Origin of the sequence: Amaricoccus sp. W119 (assembly GCF_047275745.1) — a bacterium.
GTDB lineage: Bacteria > Pseudomonadota > Alphaproteobacteria > Rhodobacterales > Rhodobacteraceae > Amaricoccus.
Map to the genome: position 1 here is coordinate 1 of NZ_JBKQWU010000052.1, position 22,506 is coordinate 22,506.

Annotated in this window: 21 protein-coding genes and 1 pseudogene; 15 read left to right on the forward strand and 7 right to left on the reverse strand. The window is 66.9% G+C overall.

Going from position 1 to position 22,506, the window contains the following annotated elements:
* Together ACLJK8_RS18005 and ACLJK8_RS18010 are read right to left on the reverse strand one after the other, a co-directional pair.
* Nucleotides 1–325 (reverse strand): SDR family NAD(P)-dependent oxidoreductase (locus tag ACLJK8_RS18005; protein ID WP_413151727.1); only part of this gene is annotated, 325 nt, incomplete at its 3' end.
* Nucleotides 326–701: 376 nt separating this feature from the next.
* Nucleotides 702–800 (reverse strand): annotated as a pseudogene (locus tag ACLJK8_RS18010) (transposase); the annotation flags it as partial.
* 443 nt (nt 801–1,243) lie between these two features.
* On the opposite strand from ACLJK8_RS18010, the gene ACLJK8_RS18015 reads away from it, so the two are divergent.
* The 3 genes from ACLJK8_RS18015 to ACLJK8_RS18025 are packed head-to-tail and all read left to right on the forward strand — an operon-like array spanning nt 1,244 to nt 4,336.
* On the forward strand, nt 1,244–1,915 hold the full coding sequence (locus ACLJK8_RS18015; protein WP_413151728.1) for a response regulator transcription factor: 672 nt from the start codon (nt 1,244–1,246) through the stop codon (nt 1,913–1,915).
* Complete coding sequence (locus ACLJK8_RS18020; RefSeq protein ID WP_413151729.1) at nt 1,902–3,296, forward strand: sensor histidine kinase N-terminal domain-containing protein; 1,395 nt, start codon at nt 1,902–1,904, stop codon at nt 3,294–3,296. The genes ACLJK8_RS18015 and ACLJK8_RS18020 overlap by 14 nt, the downstream gene beginning before the upstream one ends.
* Nucleotides 3,293–4,336 carry an ABC transporter substrate-binding protein gene (locus ACLJK8_RS18025; RefSeq protein WP_413151730.1) on the forward strand — a complete coding sequence of 348 codons (1,044 nt, stop codon included), beginning with the start codon at nt 3,293–3,295 and terminating at the stop codon, nt 4,334–4,336. The genes ACLJK8_RS18020 and ACLJK8_RS18025 overlap by 4 nt, the downstream gene beginning before the upstream one ends.
* Nucleotides 4,337–4,594: 258 nt before the next feature.
* Here ACLJK8_RS18025 and ACLJK8_RS18030 read toward each other — a convergent pair whose 3' ends face one another.
* Nucleotides 4,595–5,617, reverse strand: coding sequence for a replication initiation protein (locus ACLJK8_RS18030; protein WP_413151731.1), 1,023 nt, complete (start codon nt 5,615–5,617; stop codon nt 4,595–4,597).
* Nucleotides 5,618–6,416: 799 nt separating this feature from the next.
* Between ACLJK8_RS18030 and ACLJK8_RS18035 the strand changes: the two genes are divergently transcribed.
* Entirely contained in the window at nt 6,417–7,463 is a 1,047-nt protein-coding gene (locus ACLJK8_RS18035) for an AAA family ATPase (protein ID WP_413151732.1), read from the forward strand.
* Nucleotides 7,460–8,407 (forward strand): ParB/RepB/Spo0J family partition protein, encoded by a 948-nt coding sequence (locus ACLJK8_RS18040; RefSeq protein WP_413151733.1) that lies wholly within the window; start codon nt 7,460–7,462, stop codon nt 8,405–8,407. Before ACLJK8_RS18035 ends, ACLJK8_RS18040 begins: the two co-directional genes overlap by 4 nt.
* A gap of 221 nt (nt 8,408–8,628) precedes the next feature.
* Here the strand turns inward: ACLJK8_RS18040 and ACLJK8_RS18045 are convergent, their stop codons facing one another.
* Nucleotides 8,629–9,582 carry a LysR family transcriptional regulator gene (locus ACLJK8_RS18045; protein WP_413151734.1) on the reverse strand — a complete coding sequence of 318 codons (954 nt, stop codon included), beginning with the start codon at nt 9,580–9,582 and terminating at the stop codon, nt 8,629–8,631.
* A gap of 129 nt (nt 9,583–9,711) precedes the next feature.
* Between ACLJK8_RS18045 and ACLJK8_RS18050 the strand changes: the two genes are divergently transcribed.
* The 4 genes from ACLJK8_RS18050 to rhmD all read left to right on the forward strand — a co-directional run bounded on the left by ACLJK8_RS18050 (nt 9,712) and on the right by rhmD (nt 14,173).
* Nucleotides 9,712–10,554 (forward strand): fumarylacetoacetate hydrolase family protein, encoded by an 843-nt coding sequence (locus ACLJK8_RS18050; RefSeq protein ID WP_413151735.1) that lies wholly within the window; start codon nt 9,712–9,714, stop codon nt 10,552–10,554.
* A gap of 10 nt (nt 10,555–10,564) precedes the next feature.
* Nucleotides 10,565–11,329, forward strand: a complete 765-nt coding sequence (locus ACLJK8_RS18055) for an SDR family NAD(P)-dependent oxidoreductase (RefSeq protein WP_413151736.1) — start codon at nt 10,565–10,567, stop codon at nt 11,327–11,329.
* A gap of 258 nt (nt 11,330–11,587) precedes the next feature.
* Nucleotides 11,588–12,898 (forward strand): MFS transporter, encoded by a 1,311-nt coding sequence (locus ACLJK8_RS18060; protein WP_413151737.1) that lies wholly within the window; start codon nt 11,588–11,590, stop codon nt 12,896–12,898.
* A gap of 87 nt (nt 12,899–12,985) precedes the next feature.
* Nucleotides 12,986–14,173, forward strand: a complete 1,188-nt coding sequence (rhmD, locus tag ACLJK8_RS18065; RefSeq protein WP_413151738.1) for an L-rhamnonate dehydratase — start codon at nt 12,986–12,988, stop codon at nt 14,171–14,173.
* Nucleotides 14,174–14,265: 92 nt separating this feature from the next.
* Here the strand turns inward: rhmD and kdgR are convergent, their stop codons facing one another.
* Nucleotides 14,266–15,048 carry a DNA-binding transcriptional regulator KdgR gene (gene kdgR, locus ACLJK8_RS18070; RefSeq protein ID WP_413151739.1) on the reverse strand — a complete coding sequence of 261 codons (783 nt, stop codon included), beginning with the start codon at nt 15,046–15,048 and terminating at the stop codon, nt 14,266–14,268.
* Nucleotides 15,049–15,268: 220 nt separating this feature from the next.
* Here kdgR and ACLJK8_RS18075 point away from each other — a divergent pair, with 220 nt between their 5' ends.
* From ACLJK8_RS18075 to ACLJK8_RS18100, 6 genes are all read left to right on the forward strand, one after another.
* The gene (locus ACLJK8_RS18075) at nt 15,269–16,387 is read left to right on the forward strand and encodes a glycoside hydrolase family 88/105 protein (RefSeq protein WP_413151740.1); all 1,119 of its coding nucleotides are present in this window, start codon (nt 15,269–15,271) and stop codon (nt 16,385–16,387) included.
* 29 nt (nt 16,388–16,416) lie between these two features.
* Nucleotides 16,417–17,403, forward strand: a complete 987-nt coding sequence (locus tag ACLJK8_RS18080; RefSeq protein ID WP_413151741.1) for a TRAP transporter substrate-binding protein — start codon at nt 16,417–16,419, stop codon at nt 17,401–17,403.
* Complete coding sequence (locus ACLJK8_RS18085) at nt 17,400–17,915, forward strand: TRAP transporter small permease (RefSeq protein WP_413151742.1); 516 nt, start codon at nt 17,400–17,402, stop codon at nt 17,913–17,915. Before ACLJK8_RS18080 ends, ACLJK8_RS18085 begins: the two co-directional genes overlap by 4 nt.
* 2 nt (nt 17,916–17,917) lie before the next feature.
* Nucleotides 17,918–19,216 carry a TRAP transporter large permease gene (locus ACLJK8_RS18090; protein WP_413151743.1) on the forward strand — a complete coding sequence of 433 codons (1,299 nt, stop codon included), beginning with the start codon at nt 17,918–17,920 and terminating at the stop codon, nt 19,214–19,216.
* Between the two features lie 163 nt (nt 19,217–19,379).
* Nucleotides 19,380–20,132, forward strand: coding sequence for an SDR family NAD(P)-dependent oxidoreductase (locus ACLJK8_RS18095; RefSeq protein ID WP_413151744.1), 753 nt, complete (start codon nt 19,380–19,382; stop codon nt 20,130–20,132).
* A gap of 11 nt (nt 20,133–20,143) precedes the next feature.
* On the forward strand, nt 20,144–21,043 hold the full coding sequence (locus ACLJK8_RS18100; protein WP_413151745.1) for an amidohydrolase family protein: 900 nt from the start codon (nt 20,144–20,146) through the stop codon (nt 21,041–21,043).
* Between the two features lie 33 nt (nt 21,044–21,076).
* Here the strand turns inward: ACLJK8_RS18100 and ACLJK8_RS18105 are convergent, their stop codons facing one another.
* Together ACLJK8_RS18105 and ACLJK8_RS18110 are read right to left on the reverse strand one after the other, a co-directional pair.
* A complete protein-coding gene (locus tag ACLJK8_RS18105; RefSeq protein ID WP_413151746.1) occupies nt 21,077–22,213 on the reverse strand; it encodes a fumarylacetoacetate hydrolase family protein in 1,137 nt (378 codons plus the stop codon).
* 111 nt (nt 22,214–22,324) lie between these two features.
* Nucleotides 22,325–22,506 (reverse strand): L-serine ammonia-lyase, iron-sulfur-dependent, subunit beta (locus tag ACLJK8_RS18110; RefSeq protein WP_413150517.1); only part of this gene is annotated, 182 nt, incomplete at its 5' end.

Here is a 22,506-nt window from a genome sequence, read left to right on the forward strand (position 1 = left end):
CGACCGCGCACACCATTTCGATCCATCCCGACCCTGAACGCAAACATGCGGCGCCACGATGCGACCGCAGAGAGAATCCTGGAGCCCGGCACGCATCAACGCTCCAATCGTGGCACCAGCGCTTGACCAACGCGATTAGAGAAGCATTGGGACAAGACTTCACGCCGCGCGACGCCCACTCGTTCGACAGCGCCTTCGTGAGCTGCATGACGCCCCCCTTGCTTGTCGCGTAGGCAGGCACGGTCAAGCCGCCAAAGAAGGACAGGAGTGACGCGACATTGATGATCTTCCCGCGCTGCCTCGTGAGCATGACGCGCCCCGCCATCTGGCAGAAATCGAACACCGCCGTGAAGTTGACCTCGAGAACGTCGGACCAGTCGGCGAGCGGGCGCCTCCGACGCGTGCCGTCTCTGAACGCCGGCTGCGTTGACGATGATCTCGAGGTCGGGCAGCACGCCGCCGTCCTCGCGCGTGCGCGCCTTGCCGAATCGCACTCTGTCCACCGGGCGTTCGTGTCCTTCCGCCGCGCCTTCGCCGGCGTCGGGCCAGATCTCGGCCGCGCTCTCGCCGGCCTTGATCCGGCGATTCTCAGCCTCGGTATTTCGCTGCTTGGGCGCGGCGACGAGTGCGCTGTCGACGGTCTGCCCGGACGTTGCGATGTTGCCAGCCTTCCGGAGTGCCGCGCCGAACCGGCTGAACAGGCCCTCGATCGCGCCGACCTTCGTGAGGCGTTCCCTGAAGGACCAAATCGTCTTCGCGTCGGGCACCCGGTCGTGCAGCCTGAGACCCAGGGACTGCATGAAGGCCGGAGATTAGGAACTCGGCGCGGCCGTCGCTGAGAATGTGCCGCGCCTGGATGATCAGGATCTTCAGCATCATGAGGGGATCGCAGGGTGGGCGGTCGCCCTTGGTTCCAACTGAATGGTTCAGCGCCGCTCGCCTCGAGCTCGGCCGAAACATCTTGAAATCCACCGCCTCTGCGAAAGCCTTGGGCCGATCGCCAAGATCGCTCAGCCGCCTCATCCGGTCGTCGAAGTCAAAGAACCCAGGCTGCCTCGCCATGCCGATCTCCCGAGCAGATCCCTGACCGAAAGCGAATCAGCGAACCGTCCCGAGAGCGGGGTGTTTCGAGGTACTCAGCTGTCGCGTTCCTGTTATCACCGGCCTTTCACGGGGGTCGCGTTCGGACTATGCTCCCGCTTTCATCCGGCCACTGGCGGACCTGGGCGGACGGGAGATCGGGATGCGCCTGCTGCTGCTCGAGGATGCGGAGGACGTGGCGGAGGCGGTCGCCCGGAGCTTTTCGCGCCGGGGCGACGCGGTCGATCACGCGGGCACGGTCGCGGACGCGCTGGATCTGATCGCCGTTCAGGCCTATGACGTGGCGATCCTCGACATCGAACTGCCCGACGGCAGCGGGACGGATGTGCTGCGCGCGCTGCGCGACGCGGGGACGGCGACCCATGTACTGATGCTGACGGCGCGAACCAAGGTCGACGACCGCGTCTCGGCGCTCGACGGGGGCGCCGACGACTATCTCGTCAAGCCCTTCGACCTGCGCGAGCTTCAGGCGCGGGTGCGCGCGCTCATCCGCCGGGTCGGCGAGACCAAATCCTCGGTGGTCGAGTTCGGCGATATCGTCTTCGACCCGAGACAATGCGCCGTACAGGTCCAGGGCGCGGCGGTGCCGCTCACGAGACGCGAGTTCAGCCTGCTCGAGATCATGCTCGCCGAACGCGGACGGGTGATCCCGAAGGACCGGATCTTCGAGCGGATGTTCTCCTTCAACGACGAGGAGGTCGGGGTCAACGCGGTCGAGACCTATATCGCGCGCCTCCGCCGCAAGCTCGAAGGCAGCCAGGTGTCGATCCGGACCCTGCGCGGCCTCGGATACCAGCTCGTTGCGGAGCGGTGAGGAGAGCGCGGAGCGCGCGGTCTCACAGGGGTCGATCGCCGCGCGCCTCGGCCTCGTCCTCGCCCTCCTGCTCGCGATCGGCGCGGGCCTGATCGCGACGCTCGCCTTCGCCTATGGCCGGGACGCCGCGCAGCAGGCCTACGACCGGCTGCTCCTCGGCGCCGCGCGGCAGATCGCCGACGCGGCGGCGCCGCTCGACGGCCGGGTCGTCGTGGACCTGCCGCACAGCGCCTTCGAACTGCTCGCGCTCTCGCCCGATGACCGGGTGGTCTATGCCGTCTTCGGCCCCGACGGGCGCATCGCGACCGGCTACGACCTGCCCCGGCCCGAGCAGGCGGCGGAGGGGTTCCACAATGGCGAGATCACGGGGGAGAAGGCGCGGTTCGCGGTCTCGCCCCGGCTCTTCGCGGAGCGTGATTTCTCCGGCCCCGTGACGGTCGTGGTCGGCCAGACCACCCGCGCCCGCGACGCGCTCGCCCGCCAGATCACCGAGCGGGCGCTCGTCATCATGGGGCTCGCGGCGCTCTTCATGGTCCTGCTCGCGATCTTCGCGACCCGCTCGGCGCTCGACCCGTTGACCCGGATCGGCCGGGAGATCGCCGGGCGCAGACCGACCGACCTCACGCCGATCACGACGCCGGTCCCGCGCGAGATCGCGCGGCTCGTGGGTGCGATGAACCGGTTCATGGCCCGGCTCGCCCGACAGGCCGAGGCGACGGGCACGATCATCGCCGATGCCTCGCACCAGCTTCGCACGCCGATCGCCGCGCTGCGCGCCCAGGCCGAACTGGCGGCGGAGGAATCCGACCCGGAGCGGACGCGCGCGATCATCGGCCGCATCCACGACCGCTCGGTCACGCTCAGCCGGCTGACCGACCAGATGCTGAGCCGCGCACTCATCATCCACCGTGCCGACGCGGTCCCGCGCGAAGTGATCGACCTGCGCGCCGTCGCGGTCCAGGCGACGGCGGAGACGGACCACGATCTCCTCGCCTCCGCCGCCGATCTCGAACTCGATCTGCCGGACGAGCCGGTCCATTGCCTCGGCGACGCGCTCTCGCTCTCGGAGGCGAGCAAGAACCTGCTCTTCAACGCGCTCCGCCACGGCCGGGCGCCGGTCACGATCTCGGTCAGGAGCGAAGCCGGCGCGGCGGTGCTCGCGGTCACCGACACCGGGCCCGGCATGCCGCGCGAGATCTGGGCGGACGCGGCGACCCGTTTCGCGCGAAGCTCCGGCGTCTCGCGGACGAGCGCGGGGCTCGGCCTCTCGATCGTCGCCGAGGTCGCGCGCGCGCATGGAGGGGAACTCCGCTTCGGACACACGCCCGCAGGGCATTTCGAGGTCGCCCTGGCGCTGCCGCTGGCGGAGGCGGCGCCGTGAATCTCGCAGCGCACGTGATCGCGCTCGTGCTGCCCGCCCTGGCCTGGGCCCAACCGGGGCCGGAAGCGGTGGCGACCTATGGCGAGGGGCCGGCCTCCTACCGGATTCTCCTTCGGGGGGCGCTCGACATCGGCAATCTCGACCCGGCGATGCGGGCCTTCACGGCGGAGAATCCGGAAATCGCCGTGACGCTGGAACAGTGGAACACCAACGACCTGGCCGCGATCGCCGCCGCCGCCTGCCGCGGCGATGCGCCCCCGGCCGATCTGGTGATGAGTTCCGCTGTCGATCAGCAGGTGAAGCTCGTCAACGACGGCTGCGCCCAGCCCTACACTTCGCCCGCGACGCTCGCTCTGCCGCCCGAGCGCAACTGGCGCGGCGAGCTTTTCGGCCTGACCCGCGAGTCGGCGGTCATGGTCTACAATCGCGCGCTGGTACCGCCGGAAGACGCGCCGGTGTCGCGCTTCGACCTGCTCGACCTGCTCCGCCGCGACGATGGCGCCTATCGCGGTCGGGTCGCGACCTATGACATCGAGGCCTCGGGGATCGGCTATCTCTTCGCCTTCCTCGACTCGACCCAGGCGACGACCTTCGGCCGGCTGATCGAGGCCTTCGGGCGGACCGGGGCGGTCGCGACCTGCTGCTCGGCGGAGATCGTCGACGCGGTCGGGCGCGGCGACTACCTGATAGGCTACAACGTGCTGCGCCCCTATGCGATGGCGCGGGCCGAGATGAACCCGAACATCGGGGTGGTGGCGCCGAGCGACTACACGCTCGTCCTGTCGCGCGCCGCCTTCATCCCGAAGGCTGCGCCCAGTCCGGGCGCGGCCGGAGCGCTGATCGACTTCCTGCTCCATCCGGCCGGTCAGCGGGCGCTGACCGATACCTTCGTGAACGAGCCCGAGGCGGCGGCCACGGTCAGGGGCGGCGCGGCGATCCGATACGTGCCGCTCAATCCGGTGCTGCTCGTGGGGCTCGACCGGCAGAAGCGCGCGCAACTGCTCGCGCTCTGGCGGCGGACGTTCCCGCCGGGCCGGTGAGCTTCGGAGCACCGAAGCACCGGACTCCTTTGGTTCGGGTCGCGGCAGGGCGACCCCCTGCCCCGTTGGCGTCACGCCGCCGACGGTCCGCGGACATCGCAGGCGAAATGGATCAGGGGCCGACTCGTATCGCCCTCGACCGGTTGTCCAATCCGATCCGCGAGTGATACTCGCTCGGCCTGACCGTCTCATTAATATATTTTATTTCAGTATCTTACCTTTGAAGTTGCCACTTGGCAATCTCTCAGGATACCCTCCTCAGAGCGGATTGCCCTCGGCGAATTTCCGAAAGAACGCGAGGAAGGCGCGGTCGGAATCGTCGGGTGCCGGCCGGTTCACCGACCACGCGCGCCACTCCGCCTCCACGAAATATATGTCGTAACCGGGGTGCCGGAGACGGGCCGTTTCGTAGGTTTCCGTTCGGAGCGCCGGGCCTCGCGCCGCCAGCCAGGCCGGCCGCGACGCCGGCATCGTGGCCGGGACCACCTCCTCCACCCTGCCCTCCGCGCGCGTCCGGCGGCCGACCCGGGAGAACTGGAGCGCACGGTCCGCGGCGCCCCGCGCGTCGCCGTCCTTGCGCCACCAGCGCAACTCGACATGCGTCACCGCCCTGCCCGTCTTGATCGGCTCGATCTCGACCAGGAAATCCGAGAGCGCGTTGACCTCGGTCACCGCCGGATCGATCGCGCGAAGCCTGAGGTTCGACCATGAGGACAGCTTGCCCTTCGGCACCCCCAGTATTCCCCGGATCTGCTCCAGCCCGAACCGCTCCGAGGCCTTCCACCGAAGGTTTCCGCGCTTCTGGACCATCTCGTAAAGCGTCAGAGCGTACTTCGACGACAGCGCGAACATCACCTCCCGCTGCAGGCGGGCGAAGACCGTCGAATTGCCGATGATCTTTCTGAGCCGCGCCGGGATCTCGTATTCGAGCATCCCGTCCGACCGCAGGCCTTCGAGGTTTCCGCCGAGAAGCTGCACACGCTCGACGGCCGCCTCACCGTCCCAGTTGACCGCGACCTTGACGATCGCCGACATCAGCCGCTCGATGCTGTCACCGATCCGGTCGTTGGAATTGTGGCTGCCGCGAAGCACCGACTTGGCGATGACATGGGTCACGGGCTTGTCGATCGCTTCCCAGGCGTTCTCGAGGAGCTGGTTGTAGATGCGCCGGTCGGTGAGCGACAGCGGCGTCACCTCGATCAGGTCCACGAGCTCGCCCGGCTTGATCAGGCTTTCCGCCGTCGGCCGCGCCTCGATCGTCCTGTAGAGCCTCTCCGCCATGCCAGCCAACCGCCCTTGCAACCGTGCCTGTCCGTGTTCTTACGTCGGATCGCTTACGTTTGTATCCCAAGCGGTGTAATTTTCCAAGGCTCACGGCAGACCTGCCCGGTTCGGCACCCGATTTGTAAGCTCCAGCCGGCACTCCCGTTCGTTGCGATTCGCAGACTGCTGATTTCATTCGCGAAACCGTCGCTGCTCCGCGCGTGCATCGTCTCACCCGGAATGTAAGCGCCACGCATGCGTCCCGATATGTTGGCCTGGATCACCCGGTCCGTAAGCGCACCGGTCCCGATTCGTAGGGCGAATCCACCCGGAACGTAAGCCATCCTCCGAATTCCCTTTCAAATTCAATCCCATGCTCAGCATGAACCGTGAATCTTCTGAATCCTGAATACCGAGTTTGGTTTTATCCACATTGACTGTTAGCCGCCTGAGGCCCACGCGTCGCCCGTCCCCTTACAATTCGGGATGGCGGGACCCGATATCTGGACGCGAACACCTCGAGATTCCGCTCCCTATGCTGCGAATGACCCACTTCCGGTTTTTTCGGCACGGCTCCCGAATATCCGAACTTTACTTGAGGCGGCCCTTCCATCATCCTCCGACGGAAAAAGCACCACGAGCGAGCAGTGCCATGACCATTCATACACCGCCGGTGTTGCCTCCGGTAACCCTCACCGAGCTTTCCTTGCTGAGTCGCCGCGCTGCCACCGTTATCGAGCGGTTGCGCGAGCGGGTCTTTGCGCCCGGATCGGAAAAGCGCCTTGAGCTCAGGTTCAACGTTCGCACCGCGGCCGAGATGGCCGGACGGACGGAGAAGGCCATTCGCGACGCCGAGGCGGACGGCCGCCTGCCTCAGCCCGAGAAGGATCCGGGGACTGGCCGCCGCAACGGCTACTCGCTGGCCGATGTGAACAGGATGCGCGAGGTGTTCGGCACCCAGCCGCGGCGGGCCGAGGGCGACCCGCCGCTGGTACTCGCGGTGCAGAACTTCAAGGGTGGCGTGGGCAAGTCCACTCTGGTGACGCATCTCGCCCAGTTCTTCGCGCTGCGTGGCTACAGGGTTTGCGTGATCGACTGCGACAGCCAGGCCTCGACCACGGCGATCTTCGGTCTGAACCCTGATGTGGATGTGAACGAGGAAGAAGACACGCTCTATCCGTTCTTCCGGCACGGCGGGCCGAAATCGCTGCGCTACGCGCTCCGGGCGACCTACTGGCCCGGTATCGCCATCATTCCGGCCAATCTCGGTCTCTACGACGCCGAATACGAGTTCGCCGCCCGGATGGCGCGCGAACCGGCCTTCATCCTCGACCGTCTCCGCGAGGGCGTCGAGAGCATCGCGGACCAGTTCGATGTCATCCTGCTCGACCCGCCGCCGGCGCTCGGCATGTTGTCGCTCTCGGTGCTGCGGGCGGCCAACGCGCTTCTGGTGCCGGCGCCGCCGAACAACATCGACTTCGCCTCGACCGCGCATTTCCTGAAGATGATGGAGGCCACGCTGTCGGAGCTGGCACGGGCCGGGGGCGCGCGGCAGTACAGCTTCGTCAAGGTTCTCGCATCGAAGATGAACGACCAGAAATCGGCGCATCTGGCGATCAAGCGGATGATGGACGCGGTGTTTCCGCAGGACATGCTGACGGCCACGCTGAAGGACTCCGCCGAGATCGACAATGCCACCGCCAATCTGGGCACGGTCTACGAGCTGACCGGTCCGGCCACCCGGACCGAGACGCACAAGCGCTGCCGCGCCTATCTCGACGCGGTCGGACGCGAGATCGAACTGCTGGCGCGGAAGACCTGGCCCAGCCATCACCGCGCCCTGCGCCGGGAGGGGCTGCTGTGAAACGCCACCAGGCCTTCGACGACATCCTGAAGGACATGCCGGATCAGGCGCCGGTTCGTGACAGGGCAGGGGCCCGGTTTCTCAACCGTGCCAATGCGCTGGCGGAGACGGGATCGCGCGAGGAAAAGACCCTTCGCTGGGTCGATCCCGAAGATTGCGTCATGTGGGTGGGTCACAATCGGGCCTACGACCTGCTCACACCGGAGAATTGCGCGGATCTGATCGATTCGATCCGGGCTCAGGGGCGGCAGGAATTTCCGGCGATCGTGCGGACGCGGACGGGGGAGGGCCCCCGGTACGAGGTGATCTGCGGTGCCCGGAGGCATTTCGCGATCACCTGGCTCCGTGCGAACAACTACCCGCAGTTCCGCTATCTGGTCGATGAACGGGAACTGACCGACGAGGAAGCCTTCCGCCTCGCCGATATCGAGAACCGCGACCGCGAGGATCTGTCCGACTACGAACGGGCGATCGATTATGCCCAGGCACTCGAACGCTATTACGGCGGGCGGCAGAAGACGATGGCGGCGCGGCTCGAGGTCTCCGAAGCGTGGCTGTCGCGGTATCTGCAGCTTGCGAAGCTTCCGCCGGAGATCGTCGCCGCCTTCCCGAGCCTTCGTGAGATCAGGGAACTGCACGCTCGGGTCCTGAAGCCGCTGCTGGTCGATCCGGCGGCGCGGCGGCGGGTCATCGCCGAGGCGGAGGCGCTCGCCGCCGCGGGCGGGGCCGCGGCCGTTCCCGCCGCCGAAGTCGTGGCCCGGCTCAGGAAGGCGGGGCAGGGCAGGGCGACCCCGGGGCGCTCGCGCTCCGCCGAACCCGAGTTTCAGGTCCGTAGGAAGCGCGGTGTCGTGACGATCGAGTTCGGCGAGGCCATGTCCGAAGAGGACCTCCGCGCGGCCTTCGATGGTTATCTCTCCGCGCGGTTCGGTGACGGAAAGGCCTGAAATTGCCAATTGGCAATCCGGCCGCGCGGCCGCCGTCGCGCGCTTCAGGGCCGCGCCCAAAGTCGGACGTCGGGTGCGATGGGTGCGGACCAACGTCCCACGCCCACGCGCTGTATTATCGGACATGACGGCGCGCGCCGGAACGCGGCGGTTTCAGGGCCATTCGACTCGAACATCCGCCGCCGGATCCCTCGCGGCGCCGCGTCGTCGGGCGGGAGGAATCATGTCTCCGAGCATGAAAACGGCGGCGGGGCCAGGGCGCGGACGATCGAGATGAACTCGGCCGCGTTCGGCGTCGGCTCCGTGTCCTTGCGGGTGAGGATGCCGTAGGGGGCGAGATCGTTGCCGATCGTGACGGGTAGGCGCGCGAAATCGCCGCTCTCGACCGCCTGCGCGACGATGGTGCTCGGCAGCACCGAGATCATGCCCGCGTGCCGTACGAGGCTGAGGGTCGCGAAGATCGAGGTGGTCTCCACCACATTCTCCGGCGGCCCGTGGCCTTCCGCCGCCAGCGCCGCCTCGATGATCAGGCGCATCGGGCTCGGCGCGGGCTGCAGGACGCAGGGCATCGCCGCGACCTCGGCGAGATCGAGATGCTCGCTGGCGGCATAGGGGTGGGACGCGGCGGCGAAGACCCAGAGCTCCTCGCGCGCGAGCGGTTCGAGATCGAACCTGGCACGGTCTCGCGGTTCCGGCACGCGGCCGATCGCGAGATCGAGCTCGCCGCGATCGAGCGCCGCGACGAGTTCGTCGCTCGTGCTGGCGAGCACACGGACCATCATCAGCGGCCGCCGCCGCTTCAGTTCCGCGATCGCTCGTGGCAGCAGGTCCGAGGCGATGGCCATGATCGCCCCGACCGCGAGCGCGCCGTAGCCGCCGCGCCTGAGATTGGAGAGCGCGTCCGAGAAGCGCTCCCCCTCGCTCAGCGTCCGCCGGGCATATTCCACCACATGCGCGCCGATTTCGGTCGGTGCCATGCCGCGCGACGTGCGATCGAAGAGCCGCGTTCCGAGCGTGTCCTCCAGATCCTTCAGGATCTTGGTGGCGGCCGGTTGGGTCATGTTCATCTCGGACGCCGCCCTGCGGAGGTTCCTCGTCCGCTCCAGAACCTCCACGAGACGAAGCTGCCTGAAGCGGAGACGTGTCAGCAGCGCGCCCGGTGCGAGCTCTGTCATGTGATAACCAAATGGAATTGCCTGAACACAAACTCTCATTATCCTGTTATCGCCGAATCGGGTAGTACCAAATCCGCCGGCCGGTCTAGATGAGGATCGAGAACGGTCGCATCGAGGGAGGAGGACAGAATGAAGCTTGTTCGCTACGGCGAGAAGGGGAGCGAGCGCCCGGCGCTGCTCGACACGGAGGGACGCTTGCGCGACCTCTCGGACATGGTGGCCGACATCGCCGGCGAGACCCTCCTGCCCGAAAACCTCGCACGGCTCAAAGCGGTCGATCCGGGGACGCTCCCGCTGGTCGAAGGCGATCCGCGGATCGGCGCCTGCGTCGGATCGGTGGGCAAGCTCGTCTGCGTCGGCCTCAACTATTCCGACCATGCGATCGAAAGCGGCCTCGCCATCCCGACGGAACCCGTGCTCTTCATGAAAGCGACAAGTTCGATCTGCGGTCCCAACGACGATGTCGAGATCCCGCGCGGATCGGAGAAGACCGACTGGGAGGTCGAGCTCGGCATTGTCATCGGCAAGCCCGCCAAATACGTGAGCGAGGCGGATGCGCTCTCGCATGTCGCCGGCTACTGCGTCGTCAACGACGTGTCCGAGCGGGCCTATCAGATCGAACGCGGCGGCCAGTGGGACAAGGGCAAGGGCTGCGACACCTTCGGGCCGCTGGGACCCTGGCTCGTGACCGCCGACGAAGTGCCCGATCCGCAGGATCTCGACATGTGGCTGGAGGTCGACGGCCACCGGTTCCAGAACGGCGGCACGCGCACGATGATCTTCGGCGTCGCGCATGTGGTGAGCTACATCAGCCAGTTCATGAGCCTCCAGCCCGGCGACGTGATCGCGACGGGAACGCCCCCCGGCGTCGGTCTGGGCCAGAAGCCGCCGCTCTATCTCAAGGCGGGCCAGACCATGCGCCTCGGCATTTCCGGCCTTGGCGAACAGCAACAGACCACCGTCCAGGCCTGAGGGAAGTTTCATGAACACGATTGATCTCAAGGATCGGGTCGCCATCATCACCGGCGGCGCGCGGGGCATCGGCTACGCCGCCGCGCAACGGATGCTCGCCTCGGGCGCTTCGGTCTCGCTCTGGGATATCGACGCGGCCCGCCTCGAAGAAGCCGCCGCCGAGCTTGGTGCGAGCGGGCAGGGCGGGGGCCGGGTCTCGACCCAGACCGTCGAACTGACCGACGAGGCCTCGGTGACCGCCGCGACCGACGGCACGCTCGCCGCGCATGGCAAGATCGACATCCTCGTCAACAACGCCGGCATCACCGGTGGCAATGCCAGGCTCTGGGATCTCGAGACCGAGGTCTGGCGCCGCGTGATCGAAGTGAACCTGATCGGACCCTTCATCACCTGCAAGGCGGTCGTGCCGCATCTGATCGCGAATGGCTATGGCCGGATCGTCAACGTGGCCTCGATCGCCGGCAAGGAGGGCAACCCCACCGCCTCGCATTATTCGGCGTCCAAGGCCGGGCTGATCGGCCTCACCAAGTCGCTGGGCAAGGAACTGGCCGACACCGGGGTGCTGGTGAACTGCATCACGCCGGCGGCGGCGCGCACCGATATCTTCGCGCAGATGGAGCAGCGGCACATCGACTTCATGCTGTCGCGCATCCCGATGGGGCGCTTCCTCGAAGTGGACGAGGCCGCGGCGATGATCGGCTGGCTCGCCTCGGAAGACTGTTCCTTCTCGACCGGCGCCGTCTTCGATATTTCGGGCGGCCGCGCCGTCTACTGATCGCCTGACCCGGGACCGCGCCATCGCGCGGCCCCGGCCTGACCTATCTGGCCCGGCTCATCCGGCCTGAAATGAGCCGGCCCGAAATGATCCGGCCCGAAATGACCCGGCCTGGGGAACAGGCCCGATACGCGCCATCCGTCGCGGGGATCCGCGGGGCGGCGCCGACCTCGACCGAACCAAATGCCAAAACATCGGGCCCAGCCTGGTGGATCGATCAGCGACCGCCGGAGCGCCCGTTCCAGGGGGAGTCCAGTCTTGTCCAATCCGCCAACCGCCTCGCTGGAGGCCACGATCACCAAGGTCACGAAACGGCTGCTGCCGTTTCTCCTGCTCATGTACGTGCTGGCGTTCCTCGACCGGGCCAATGTCGGCTTCGCCAAGACGGCGTTCCAGGCCGATACCGGCATCTCGGACGCGGCCTTCGCGCTCGGCGCCTCGATCTTCTTCCTCGGCTACGCGCTCCTCGAAGTGCCGTCGAACCTGATCATGCACCGCGTCGGTGCCAAGATCTGGATGGCGCGGATCATGGTGACCTGGGGGCTCATTTCCGCCGCGATGATGTTCGCGCACAACGAATTCACCTTCTACCTGCTCCGGGTGCTGCTCGGCGCGGCGGAGGCGGGGTTCTTTCCCGGTGTCATCCTCTACCTGACCTACTGGTTCCCCTCGGCCTTCCGCGGGCGCGCGATGGGGCTCTTCTATTTCGGCGCGCCGCTCGCCTTCATCTTCGGCAGCCCGCTGTCCGGGCTGCTGCTCGAATTCGACGGCTTCGGCGGTCTGCATGGCTGGCAGTGGCTCTTCATGGTGGAAGGCCTGCTCGCGGCGGTAGTCGGGGTCTGGGCCTTCTTCTACCTCGACAACCGGCCGAAGGACGCGAAATGGCTCACCGACGCGGAGAAGCGGGAACTCACCGCCGCGCTCGACGCCGAGGACAGCCACAAGACCGCCCATGGTCCGGCGCATATGATGTCGGCCATGCGCAGCCGTAAGGTCCTGCATTTCGCCGCGATCTATTTCCTGATCCAGATGAGCGTCTATGGCGTGGTCTTCTACCTGCCGACGCAGGTTGCGAGCCTGCTCGGGACCAATGTCGGGCTGATGGTCGGCATCGTGACCGCGATCCCCTGGGTCTGCGCGCTCGTCGCCGCCTACTACCTGCCGCGCATGTCGGATGCCTCCGGTCAGCGGCGCGAATACGCGGCGGCGACGATGGCCGTGGCCGGGATCGGCATCGCCTGTTCGGTGGCGACCGCCTCGCCCTTCCTCGCGATGGTCGCGCTCTGCTTCGCCGCGGCCGGGTTCATCGCGGTGCAGCCGATCTTCTGGACCTTCCCGACCAGCTATCTCGGCGGTGTCGCGGCGGCGGCGGGTATCGCGCTCATCAATTCGATCGGCGCGCTCGGCGGTTTCGTCGCCCCGAACGTCAAGACCTGGGCCGAGGCCGCCTTCGCCTCGCAGTCGGCGGGGCTCTACCTGCTCGCCTGCACCACGCTGCTCGGCGCAGCGCTCATCCTCGCCATCGGCCGGAAGAGCGAGGTGCCGGCCGTGCCCTCCCGGCCGTCCTGAGCGCTTCCCGCGGACAATCGCGATCGCCGGCCCGTCCGGCGATCCCCTTCACCAGAGCCCGATGACGGGCGAAACGAGGAAACACCCATGGCCATTCCCACGATCAAGGCGGTTCGCGCCTTCACGGTGCGCGGCGGCGGCGCCGATTATCACGACCAGGTAGGCTATCACTGGATCGACGACCATATCTCGACGCCGATGGCGCGCTACGAGGAATACCGCCAGAGCCGCCGCTCCTTCGGCATCAACGTGCTCGGCACGCTGGTGATCGAGGTCGAGGCGAGCGACGGCACCATCGGCCTCGGCGTCACCACGGCGGGCGAGATCGGCGCCTTCGTCGTGGAGCGGCACCTGTCGCGGTTTCTCGTCGGCCGCAAGGTCACCGAGATCGAGAAGATCTGGGATCAGATGTATTTCGCGACGCAGTATTACGGCCGCAAGGGCGTGGTGCTGAACACCATCTCCGGCGTCGACATCGCGCTCTGGGATCTGCTCGGCAAGCTCCGCGAGGAGCCGGTGCACGCGCTTCTCGGCGGTCCGGTGCGCGACGAGCTGACCTTCTATGCGACCGGCGCGCGGCCCGATCTCGCCAAGGAGATGGGTTTCATCGGTGGCAAGATGCCGCTCCAGCACGGCCCGGCCGAGGGCGAGGAGGGGATGCGGAAGAACATCGCCAAGCTCGAGGACATGCGGAACCGGGTGGGCGAGGACTTCTGGCTCATGTTCGACTGCTGGATGAGCCTCGATCTGAACTATTCGATCAAGCTCGCCGAGAAGGCGCATGAGTTCGGTCTGAAATGGGTCGAGGAATGCCTCTCGCCCGACGATTACTGGGGCTATGCCGAGCTCAGGCGCAACGTGCCCAAGGGCATGCTGGTCACGACCGGCGAGCATGAGGCCACGCGCTGGGGCTTCCGCATGCTGCTCGAAATGGGCTGCTGCGACATCATCCAGCCGGATGTGAACTGGTGCGGCGGCATCACGGAACTCATCAAGATCTCGGCGCTCGCCGACGCGCATGGCGCGCTGATGGTGCCGCATGGCTCGGGCGTCTACAGCTATCATTTCGTGATCACGCGTCACAACAGCCCCTTCACCGAGATCATCATGACGGCGCCGAACGCAGACGAGGTGCGCCCCGCCTTCACGCCGCTGCTGCTCGACGAGCCGGTGCCGGTCAACGGCCGCATGAAGGCCTCCGAGCTCGACAAGCCCGGCTTCGGCGTCCGGCTCAATCCGGAGGTCAAGCTGCACCGGCCCTACGAGCCGGTCTGATCTTTCGGGATCTTACAAGGCCGCGACCGTGACCGGCGCCCGTCAGCGCCGGTCATGTTGAACCGGATGGTCGGGAGGGTCGGGCGGGGCGCTCAGCCGTGACCGAGCGCCGCCGAGGCGCCGCGGCCGGCTTCCAGCAGCAGCCGGGCATATTCGGGCTTGCGAGCCTCGTCGAAGCGGATCAGCGGGAAGGCCACGCTGATCGCGGCGACTGAGCGGCCGGCGTAGTCGAGAATCGGCACGGCCATGCAGCGCACGCCCGCCTCGCTTTCCTCGATCTCCTCGGCGTAGCCTTGGGCGCGCACCTCCATCAACTGCCGGAACAGCTCTTCCGGGTCGGTGATCGTGCCGGGCGCGAGTTTCTTCATCTGCATCCGCGCGATCCGCTCGCGGATCTCGTCGTCATCGCGGAAGGCCAGCAGCGCCTTGCCGAGCGAGGTCGAATAGAGCGGGTTCCGCTTGCCGAGGGTCGATTGCATCGAGAGCGTGTAGGCGGAATCGTACTTGTGGATATAAGCCACGCGCTGATCGAAATCGTCCATCACGCCCAGATTGACCGACTCTCCCGTCGCGCGCGACAGCCTGCCCATCTCGCGATCCGCCGCGCGCAGGAGATCGTCCTGCCCACGCAGCACGCGCGCGCCGAGGCCGAAGAGTTTCAGCGTCAGCCCGTATTTCTCGGTCTCCGGCTCCTGCTCGACATAGCCGAGATGCATCATCGTCCTGAGCAGGCGATGCGCCGTGGTCTTCGAGGTCATCGCCCGCTGCGCGATGTCGGCGAGAGAGGCGCGCCGCTCCTCGCCCAGAGATTCGAGTATGGCGAACACCTTCAGCACGGCGGCGGCGTTTTCGGTCTTCTGCGAGGATTCGGCCATGGTGTCGTTCCATATTTTATGGACTACCATTCTGAATTTTTCGGATGCGTCTGTCAAGGCACCCGAGGCGCCGATTTAAACCTTGTATATTCAATGTCTTGATCGAAAACTCGAGAACGGTACCGACGGTGCGAAACGGTGTTGATTTTCAAAACGGATTATGGTTTCTTATTTCTCGAAACGACATTCTGAAAATACCAAACCAAAAGGGAGACCGCGTATGCATCCGTTGCTGCGGCGGAAGGAGCGCTTCATGTCCCGCGACGAGGTCGCGGCGCTGATCGAGCGGCTGGCCGACAACCTCATCAGCATCACCGATGAAACCGGAGAGTTCCTGCTGCGTCTCGAAGACGGGCGGGTCATCGACACCAAGGGCTGGGCCGGCTGGGAATGGACCCATGGTGTCGGTCTCTACGGGTTGATGAAATACTGGCAGCTGACCGGCAGCCAGAAGGCCATGAAGATCATCCGCGACTGGTTCGACGCCCGTCTGGCCGAGGGCACGCCGACGAAGAACATCAACACCGTCGCGCCCTTCCTGACGCTGGCCTGCCTCTATGAGCAGGACCGCGATCCGCGCTGGATTCCCTATCTCGAGACCTGGGCCGAATGGGTCATGTACGAGATGCCGCGCACGCGCGAGGGCGGGTTGCAGCACATCGTCTACAACAGCGTGAACGACCAGCAGATGTGGGACGACACGCTGATGATGAGCGTGATGCCCCTCGCCAGGATCGGCCAGGTCCTGAACCGTCCGGAATATGTCGAGGAGGCGAAGTACCAGTTCCTGATCCACGCGCAGTATCTCGCCGATACGCGGACCGGGCTCTGGTTCCACGGCTGGACCTTCGACGGCGACCACAATTTCGCCCGGGCGCTCTGGGCGCGGGGCAACAGCTGGATCACCATCGCGATCCCGGAATTCGTCGAGATGCTCGACCTGCCGGCCAATGATCCGCTGCGCCGGCACCTTCTGTCGCTCCTCAACCGCCAGGCGGCCGCGCTGCGCGAGACGCAGGACGAGAGCGGGCTCTGGCACACGCTCGTGGACGATTCCGGAAGCTATCTCGAAGCCTCGGCGGCGGCGGGTTTCGCCTATGGGCTCCTGAAGGGGGTGCGCAAGCGCTACCTCCCGGCCGATTACGCGCTGGTCGCCGAGCGGGCGATCAAGGGCGTCATCGACAACATCAACGCCGAGGGCGAACTCCTGAACACGTCGTTCGGCACCGCCATGGGCTCGGATCTCGACTACTACCGCCAGATCAAGCTGACCTCGATGCCCTACGGGCAGGCGATGGCGATGTTCGCTCTGGCCGAATACCTGCGCGGCTACATCTGAGTCGCAAAACGAACGGAGGAGGAAACCCCATGACTGCCATGCCCATGACCGCCATGACCAAGACCCTGACCGCCATCGCGCTCGTTCTCGCCGCCGGAGCCGCGCAGGCCGAGACCCTGCGTTTCGGCTACGCGCAGAACGCGGCGCCGACCGTCGAGGCCATGCAGAAGTTCGGCGAGCTCGTGGCCGAGAAGAGCGGCGGCGACGTGACCGTGCAGTTCTTCCCCGACAGCCAGCTCGGGGGCGAGCGCGAGATGGTCGAGATGCTGCAGGGCGGCGTGCTCGACATCACCAAGGTCTCGGCCGGGCTGATGGAGAGCTTCGCGCCGGTCTACGGCGTCTTCGCCCTGCCGTATCTCTTCGACGATGAGGCGCATTACTACACGGTCATGGACGACCCGGAGGTGATGCAACCGATCTACGAGGCGACCCGCGCCATGGGCGTTGTTGGCCTCACCTATTACAATTCGGGTGCGCGCAACTTCTACACGGTCAGCAAGCCGGTCGAGTCGGTGGCCGATCTCGCGGGGCTGAAGATCCGCGTGCTGCAGAGCCCGACGGCGATCCGGATGACCGAGCTTCTCGGCGCCACACCGGTCGCGATGGGGCAGGCGGAGGTCTATACCTCGCTGCAGCAGGGCGTGCTCGACGGCGCGGAGAACAACGAATTCGCGCTGACGATCGCCCGCCACGCCGAGGTTGCCAAGCACTACACGCTCGACGGCCACACCCGCATCCCCGATGTGCTCCTGATCGCCGCCTCGACGCTCGACCGGCTGACCGAGGAGCAGCGGACCGCCGTCACCGAGGCGGCGAAGGAATCGACCGAGTTCCACAAGTCGCTCTGGACCGCCGCCGTGGATGAGGCGAGCAAGCAGGCCCAGGAGGAATTCGGCGTCACCGTTCACGAGGTCGATGTCGCACCCTTCCGCGAGGCGGTGGCGCCGATCTATGACGAGCTCGACCCCGAGAAACAGGCTGTCGTGAGCGCGATCCGCGAAGACGGGGCGAAATGATGGCCGGGTTGCGCCGGGCCCTCGACCTGACGCTCGGCTTCGTCTGCTGCGTCCTGCTCGCGGGGCTGGTGGTCGTGCTGGCCTGGCAGGTCATCAGCCGCTACGCGATGAACGCGCCGTCCTCGACCACCGAGGAAATGCTGCGCTACGGCGTCATCTGGATGTCATTGCTCGGCGCGGCCTATGCCGTGGGCAAGGGCAGCCATCTCTCCGTCGATCTCCTGCGCGACCGGCTCGGCCGCGCGGGCAGGCTGCGGCTCGACGCGGTGATCGCGGTCTTCTTCATCCTCTTCGCCGCCGTGGTGCTGATCTGGGGCGGGATGCGCGGCGTCACCATCGCCTCGATGCAGAAGAGCGCGGTCATGCAGATCCCGATGAGCTGGGTCTACCTGTCCCTTCCCGTCAGCGGCGCGCTGATGGTCGTCTACAGCGTCCTGAACCTCTTCGACCTCGCCCGCGGCGTGACCCATCACGTCGACCTCGAGGAAGAAGTCGAAGCGCACGGAGACTAAGCATGGCCGGACAAGCAAGCCTCATTCTCGCGCTCGTCTTCGGCGTGCTGACCCTGATCGGCATCCCGCTGGCGCTCTCGATCACGGCGGCGGCGCTGGCCGCGGTCATGCTGATCGTGCCGCTCGACATGGCGCTCTTCACCGCGGCGCAGAAGATGCTGGCGAGCCTCGACAGTTTCTCGCTGCTCGCGGTGCCCTTCTTCATCCTGTCCGGCGTCATCATGAACTCGGGCGGCATCGCCGTGCGGCTGGTCGATTTCGCCAAGCTGATCGCCGGGCGCGTTCCGGGCTCGCTGGCGCAGACCAATATCGCCGGCAACATGCTCTTCGGCTCGATCTCGGGTTCGGCGATCGCCGCCTCGACCTCGATCGGCGGTGTCATGGTGCCGATGCAGAAGCGCGAGGGCTACGACCCCGGGTTCGCGGCGGCGGTCAATATCGCCTCGGCGCCCACGGGGATGCTGATCCCGCCCTCGACGGCCTTCATCATCTATTCGCTCGTCGCCGGCGGTGCCTCGATCGCGGCGCTCTTCCTCGGTGGCGCGGTCGCGGGCATGATCTGGGGGCTCGGCATGATGGTGCTGACGGCCTTCGTCGCGCGCCGCCGCGGCTGGCCGGTCGCCGGAGGCGTGAGCGGAGCGGAGGCGCTCCGGATCATCGGTCGCGCCATCCCGAGCCTCATGCTGATCGTCTTCATCATCGGCGGCATCATGCTCGGCATTGTCACGGCGGTCGAGGCTTCGGGGATCGCGGTCATCTACACGATGCTGCTCGCCTTCGTGATCCATCGCACCATGCCGCTGGAGGCGCTGCCGCGGTTCCTGATGGAAACCGTCCACATGACCGGGACCATCATGCTGCTGCTCGCGGCCTCCGCGGCGCTCAGCTTCGCGATGGCCTTCACCGGCATCCCGGCGGCCGTGACCTCGCTCATCCTCGCGATCTCGGAAAACCCGATCATCGTCATGCTGATCATCAACATCGTGCTGCTGGTGGTGGGCTGCTTCATGGACATGGGGCCGGCGATCCTGATCTTCACGCCGATCCTGCTGCCGATCGCCCAGAAGGTCGGCTACGACCCGGTGCATTTCGGCATCATCCTGGTCTTCAACCTCGCCATCGGGACGATCACGCCACCGGTCGGCACCGGCCTCTTCGTGGGCGCGGGCGTCGCCAGGGTGCGGGTGGAAACGGCGGTGAAGGCGCTCGGGCCGTTCTACCTGCTCCTCTTCGCGACGCTCCTGATCGTGACCTATTTCCCGGCGCTGACGATGTGGCTGCCGCGGTATTTCGGGCTCTGATCCCGCGATGCCTCCGGCCGGGCGGAGCGATGCCTCCGCCCGGCCGCGTGATCCGGCGGCACGCTTGCACCACCCGCGGGCCGCTGAGATAGTCCTTCACCAGAGATCCCGGGCGCGGCTGAGCCGGAGCGCGGGAGTCCGACAAGAATTCCAGGGAGATACCATGCTGCTCGACGGTAAGGTCGTCATCGTAACCGGCGGGTCCCGCGGCATCGGACGGGCGATCGCGCTCGGCTGCGCCCGCGAGGGGGCCGATGTCGTGGTCAACTACCGCTCGGGTCCGGGCGAGGAAGTGGTCGAGGAGATCCGGTCGCTGGGCCGCCGGTCGGTGGCCGCGAAGGGCGACGTGGCCGACCCGGACACGAGCCGCGTGATGGTCGAAGCGGCGGTGGAGACCTTCGGCAAGGTCGACGTTCTGGTCAGCAACGCCGGGATCTGCCCGTTCCACGCCTTCCTCGACATGCCCGCCGATGTGATGCGCCACACCACGGAAGTGAACTACTTCGGCGCCTTCTATGCGACCCAGGCGGCGGCCGCGCAGATGGTCAAGCAGGGCACGGGCGGGGCGATCGTCGCGATGAGTTCGATCAGCGCGCTGGTCGGCGGCGAGTTCCAGACCCATTACACGCCGACCAAGGCGGCGGTCCATTCGCTGATGCAATCCTGCGCCATCTCGCTTGGCCCGCATGGCATCCGCTGCAACTCGGTCTTCATCGGCACCATCAAGACCGACATCAACAAGGAGGATCTGACCGAGGAGAAGATCGCCCGGATGAACAAGCGCATCCCGCTCGGTCGGCTCGGCGAGCCGGAGGATATCGTCGGCCCGGCGATCTTCCTCGCCTCCGACATGGCGCGCTACGTCACCGGCGCGGGTTTCCTCGCCGATGGCGGCGCCTTCGTGAACCTGCAGTAGGAGCGGGCGCGGTGCCGAAGTCTCTCCGGGTCATCGACCCGCATATCCATCTCTGGGACCTTTCGACCGGCCTCTATCCGGGCCTCGAGACGCCCTCCGCGGACTTCGGCGGCGACAACACGCCGATCGCGCGGAGCTACCTGCTCGACGAGTTCCTCGCCGAGTCGGGGGATGCGGTGGAGATCCTCGGCGCGGTCCATGTCGAGGCTTTCCCGACCGATCCGGTCGCGGAGACCCGTGCGCTTCAGGCGGTCGCCGATCAGAGCCCGGTGCCGATCGTCGTGGTCGGGCACGCGGATCTGTCGTCGCCCGACATCGACGCGGTTCTGGAGGGGCACCGCGCCCAGCCGGCGTTCCGGGGCATCCGGCAGGTGCTGAACCGTCACGCCGATCCGCTCTACAATTATGTCGGGCGCGACTTCATGGACGACCCGGTCTGGCGGCGGGGGTTCGCGCGGCTCGGGGCCCTGGGGCTCAGCTTCGACCTGCAACTCTACCCGGGCCAGATGCGACAGGCGGCGGACCTCGCGGCGGAGCACCCGGAGACCGCGATCATCCTCAACCACGCCGGCATGTGGGCGGACCGCCACCTCGCCGGCTGGCGCGAGTGGCGGGACGGGCTGCGGATGCTCGCGGCGCGCGACAATCTCTCGGTCAAGATCAGCGGGCTCGGGATGCTCGACCATCGCTGGTCGGTCGAGAGCATCCGTCCGCTGGTGCTGGAGGTGCTCGACGCCTTCGGGACCGAGCGGGCGATGTTCGCTTCGAACTTCCCCGTCGACAAGCTCTATGGCGACTACCCGACGCTCTGGGCCGCGTTCGACGCGATCGTCGCCGATCTGTCGGAGACCGAGCGGGCCGCGCTCTTTCGCGACAACGCCGCGCGGATCTATCGAATCCCGGCGCGGTAGGCACCGGCGCGGCATAACCGGCGCGGCCAGGCCTCAGACGAGGCCGCGCCCCGCCAGATTGCGCATCAGCGCGGAGATGCCGAAGGTCCAGGGCGCGCACTCGGTCGAGAGCCGCACGGTGTTGACGAGGCTCCCGAGGCCGGGGGCCGAGATCGTCACCGTGTCGCCGATCTTGTGTGTGAACCCCTCGCCCTTCACGTCGCGGTCCTCCGTGGGCGCGAAGAGCGTGCCGAGATAGAGCATGAACCCGTCCGGATACTGATGATGCCGGCCGATGGTCTGGCGCACCAGATCCTCGGGATCGCGGCTGATCTCCGACATCGACGAATGGCCGTCCAGCACGAAACCCTCCGGCCCCTCGACCCGCAGCGTCAGCTCCGCCCGGCGCACGTCGTCGAGCGAGAAGGTCGCGTCGAAGAGCCGGATCATCGGGCCGATCGCCGAGGAGGCGTTGTTGTCCTTCGCCTTCGAGAGCAGCAGCGCCGAGCGTCCCTCGACATCGCGGAGGTTCACGTCGTTGCCGAGCGTGGCGCCGACGATCCGGCCGGCCGACGAGACCGCCAGCACGACTTCGGGCTCGGGGTTGTTCCAGGTCGAGACCGGATGCAGGCCGATCTCCGCGCCGGGACCGACCGAGGACAGGACCTGCGCCTTGGAGAAGACCTCGGCGTCCGGGCCGATCCCGACTTCGAGGTATTGCGACCACATCCCCTCGCCGATCAGCGCCTGCTTGACCCGCTGCGCCTCGTCCGAGCCCGCGCGGATGTCGCGGAGACTGTCGCCGATGACCGCGCCGACCCGCGCGCGGATCGCCTCGGCGCGCGCGGGGTCGCCGGCGGCCTTTTCCTCGATCACCCGCTCGACCATCGAGCGCGCGAAGGTCACGCCGCAGGCCTTGACCGCCTGCAGGTCGCAGGGTGCGAGGAAGTGGATCGCCGCGGCGTCGCCGGGAGGAGCCTCGGCGATCTCGGCCAGCGGTCCGAGCGCGCGGCCTGGCGCGTGCCGGACGAAATCCGCCGGGTCGTCTTTCTCAAGGATCTCCGAGACGGTCGCGGCGCCCTTGCCGGTGATGTCGATGATCTCGCCGTCACGGAGCGTGACGACAGCCGGTCCCGCCGCCTCGGGAAGCCAGACGCGCCCGATCCAGAGCCCTGACACATCGTCGATCATCCGCCTCTCCCCTGTCTCGCCCCTCAACGGGTCTGGCCCAGTTCGACCGAAGCGCGGCCCCGCGTCAACCGGGTGGAGATGGGCCACGCCAAGGCGGGCGATCGGGTGCTCTCAGCACTCCGGGAGGTTGACGGCGAGACCGCCGGTCGAGGTTTCCTTGTACTTGACGCTCATGTCGTGGCCGGTCTGGCGCATGGTCTCCACGCAGGCGTCGAGCGGCACGATATGGGTGCCGTCGCCGCGCAGCGCGAGGCTCGCCGCCGCGACGGCCTTGATGGCGCCGAGGCCGTTGC

Bases quoted from the DNA above. Each gene is read 5' to 3' on its own strand.
- ACLJK8_RS18015 (WP_413151728.1), top strand. From the start codon at position 1,244: ATGCGCCTGCTGCTGCTCGAGGATGCGGAGGACGTGGCGGAGGCGGTC.
- ACLJK8_RS18030 (WP_413151731.1), bottom strand. From the start codon at position 5,617: ATGGCGGAGAGGCTCTACAGGACGATCGAGGCGCGGCCGACGGCGGAA.
- ACLJK8_RS18035 (WP_413151732.1), top strand. From the start codon at position 6,417: ATGGCCGGACGGACGGAGAAGGCCATTCGCGACGCCGAGGCGGACGGC.
- ACLJK8_RS18045 (WP_413151734.1), bottom strand. From the start codon at position 9,582: ATGACAGAGCTCGCACCGGGCGCGCTGCTGACACGTCTCCGCTTCAGG.
- ACLJK8_RS18050 (WP_413151735.1), top strand. From the start codon at position 9,712: ATGAAGCTTGTTCGCTACGGCGAGAAGGGGAGCGAGCGCCCGGCGCTG.
- ACLJK8_RS18055 (WP_413151736.1), top strand. From the start codon at position 10,565: ATGAACACGATTGATCTCAAGGATCGGGTCGCCATCATCACCGGCGGC.
- rhmD (WP_413151738.1), top strand. From the start codon at position 12,986: ATGGCCATTCCCACGATCAAGGCGGTTCGCGCCTTCACGGTGCGCGGC.
- kdgR (WP_413151739.1), bottom strand. From the start codon at position 15,048: ATGGCCGAATCCTCGCAGAAGACCGAAAACGCCGCCGCCGTGCTGAAG.
- ACLJK8_RS18075 (WP_413151740.1), top strand. From the start codon at position 15,269: ATGCATCCGTTGCTGCGGCGGAAGGAGCGCTTCATGTCCCGCGACGAG.
- ACLJK8_RS18080 (WP_413151741.1), top strand. From the start codon at position 16,417: ATGACTGCCATGCCCATGACCGCCATGACCAAGACCCTGACCGCCATC.
- ACLJK8_RS18085 (WP_413151742.1), top strand. From the start codon at position 17,400: ATGATGGCCGGGTTGCGCCGGGCCCTCGACCTGACGCTCGGCTTCGTC.
- ACLJK8_RS18090 (WP_413151743.1), top strand. From the start codon at position 17,918: ATGGCCGGACAAGCAAGCCTCATTCTCGCGCTCGTCTTCGGCGTGCTG.
- ACLJK8_RS18095 (WP_413151744.1), top strand. From the start codon at position 19,380: ATGCTGCTCGACGGTAAGGTCGTCATCGTAACCGGCGGGTCCCGCGGC.
- ACLJK8_RS18105 (WP_413151746.1), bottom strand. From the start codon at position 22,213: ATGATCGACGATGTGTCAGGGCTCTGGATCGGGCGCGTCTGGCTTCCC.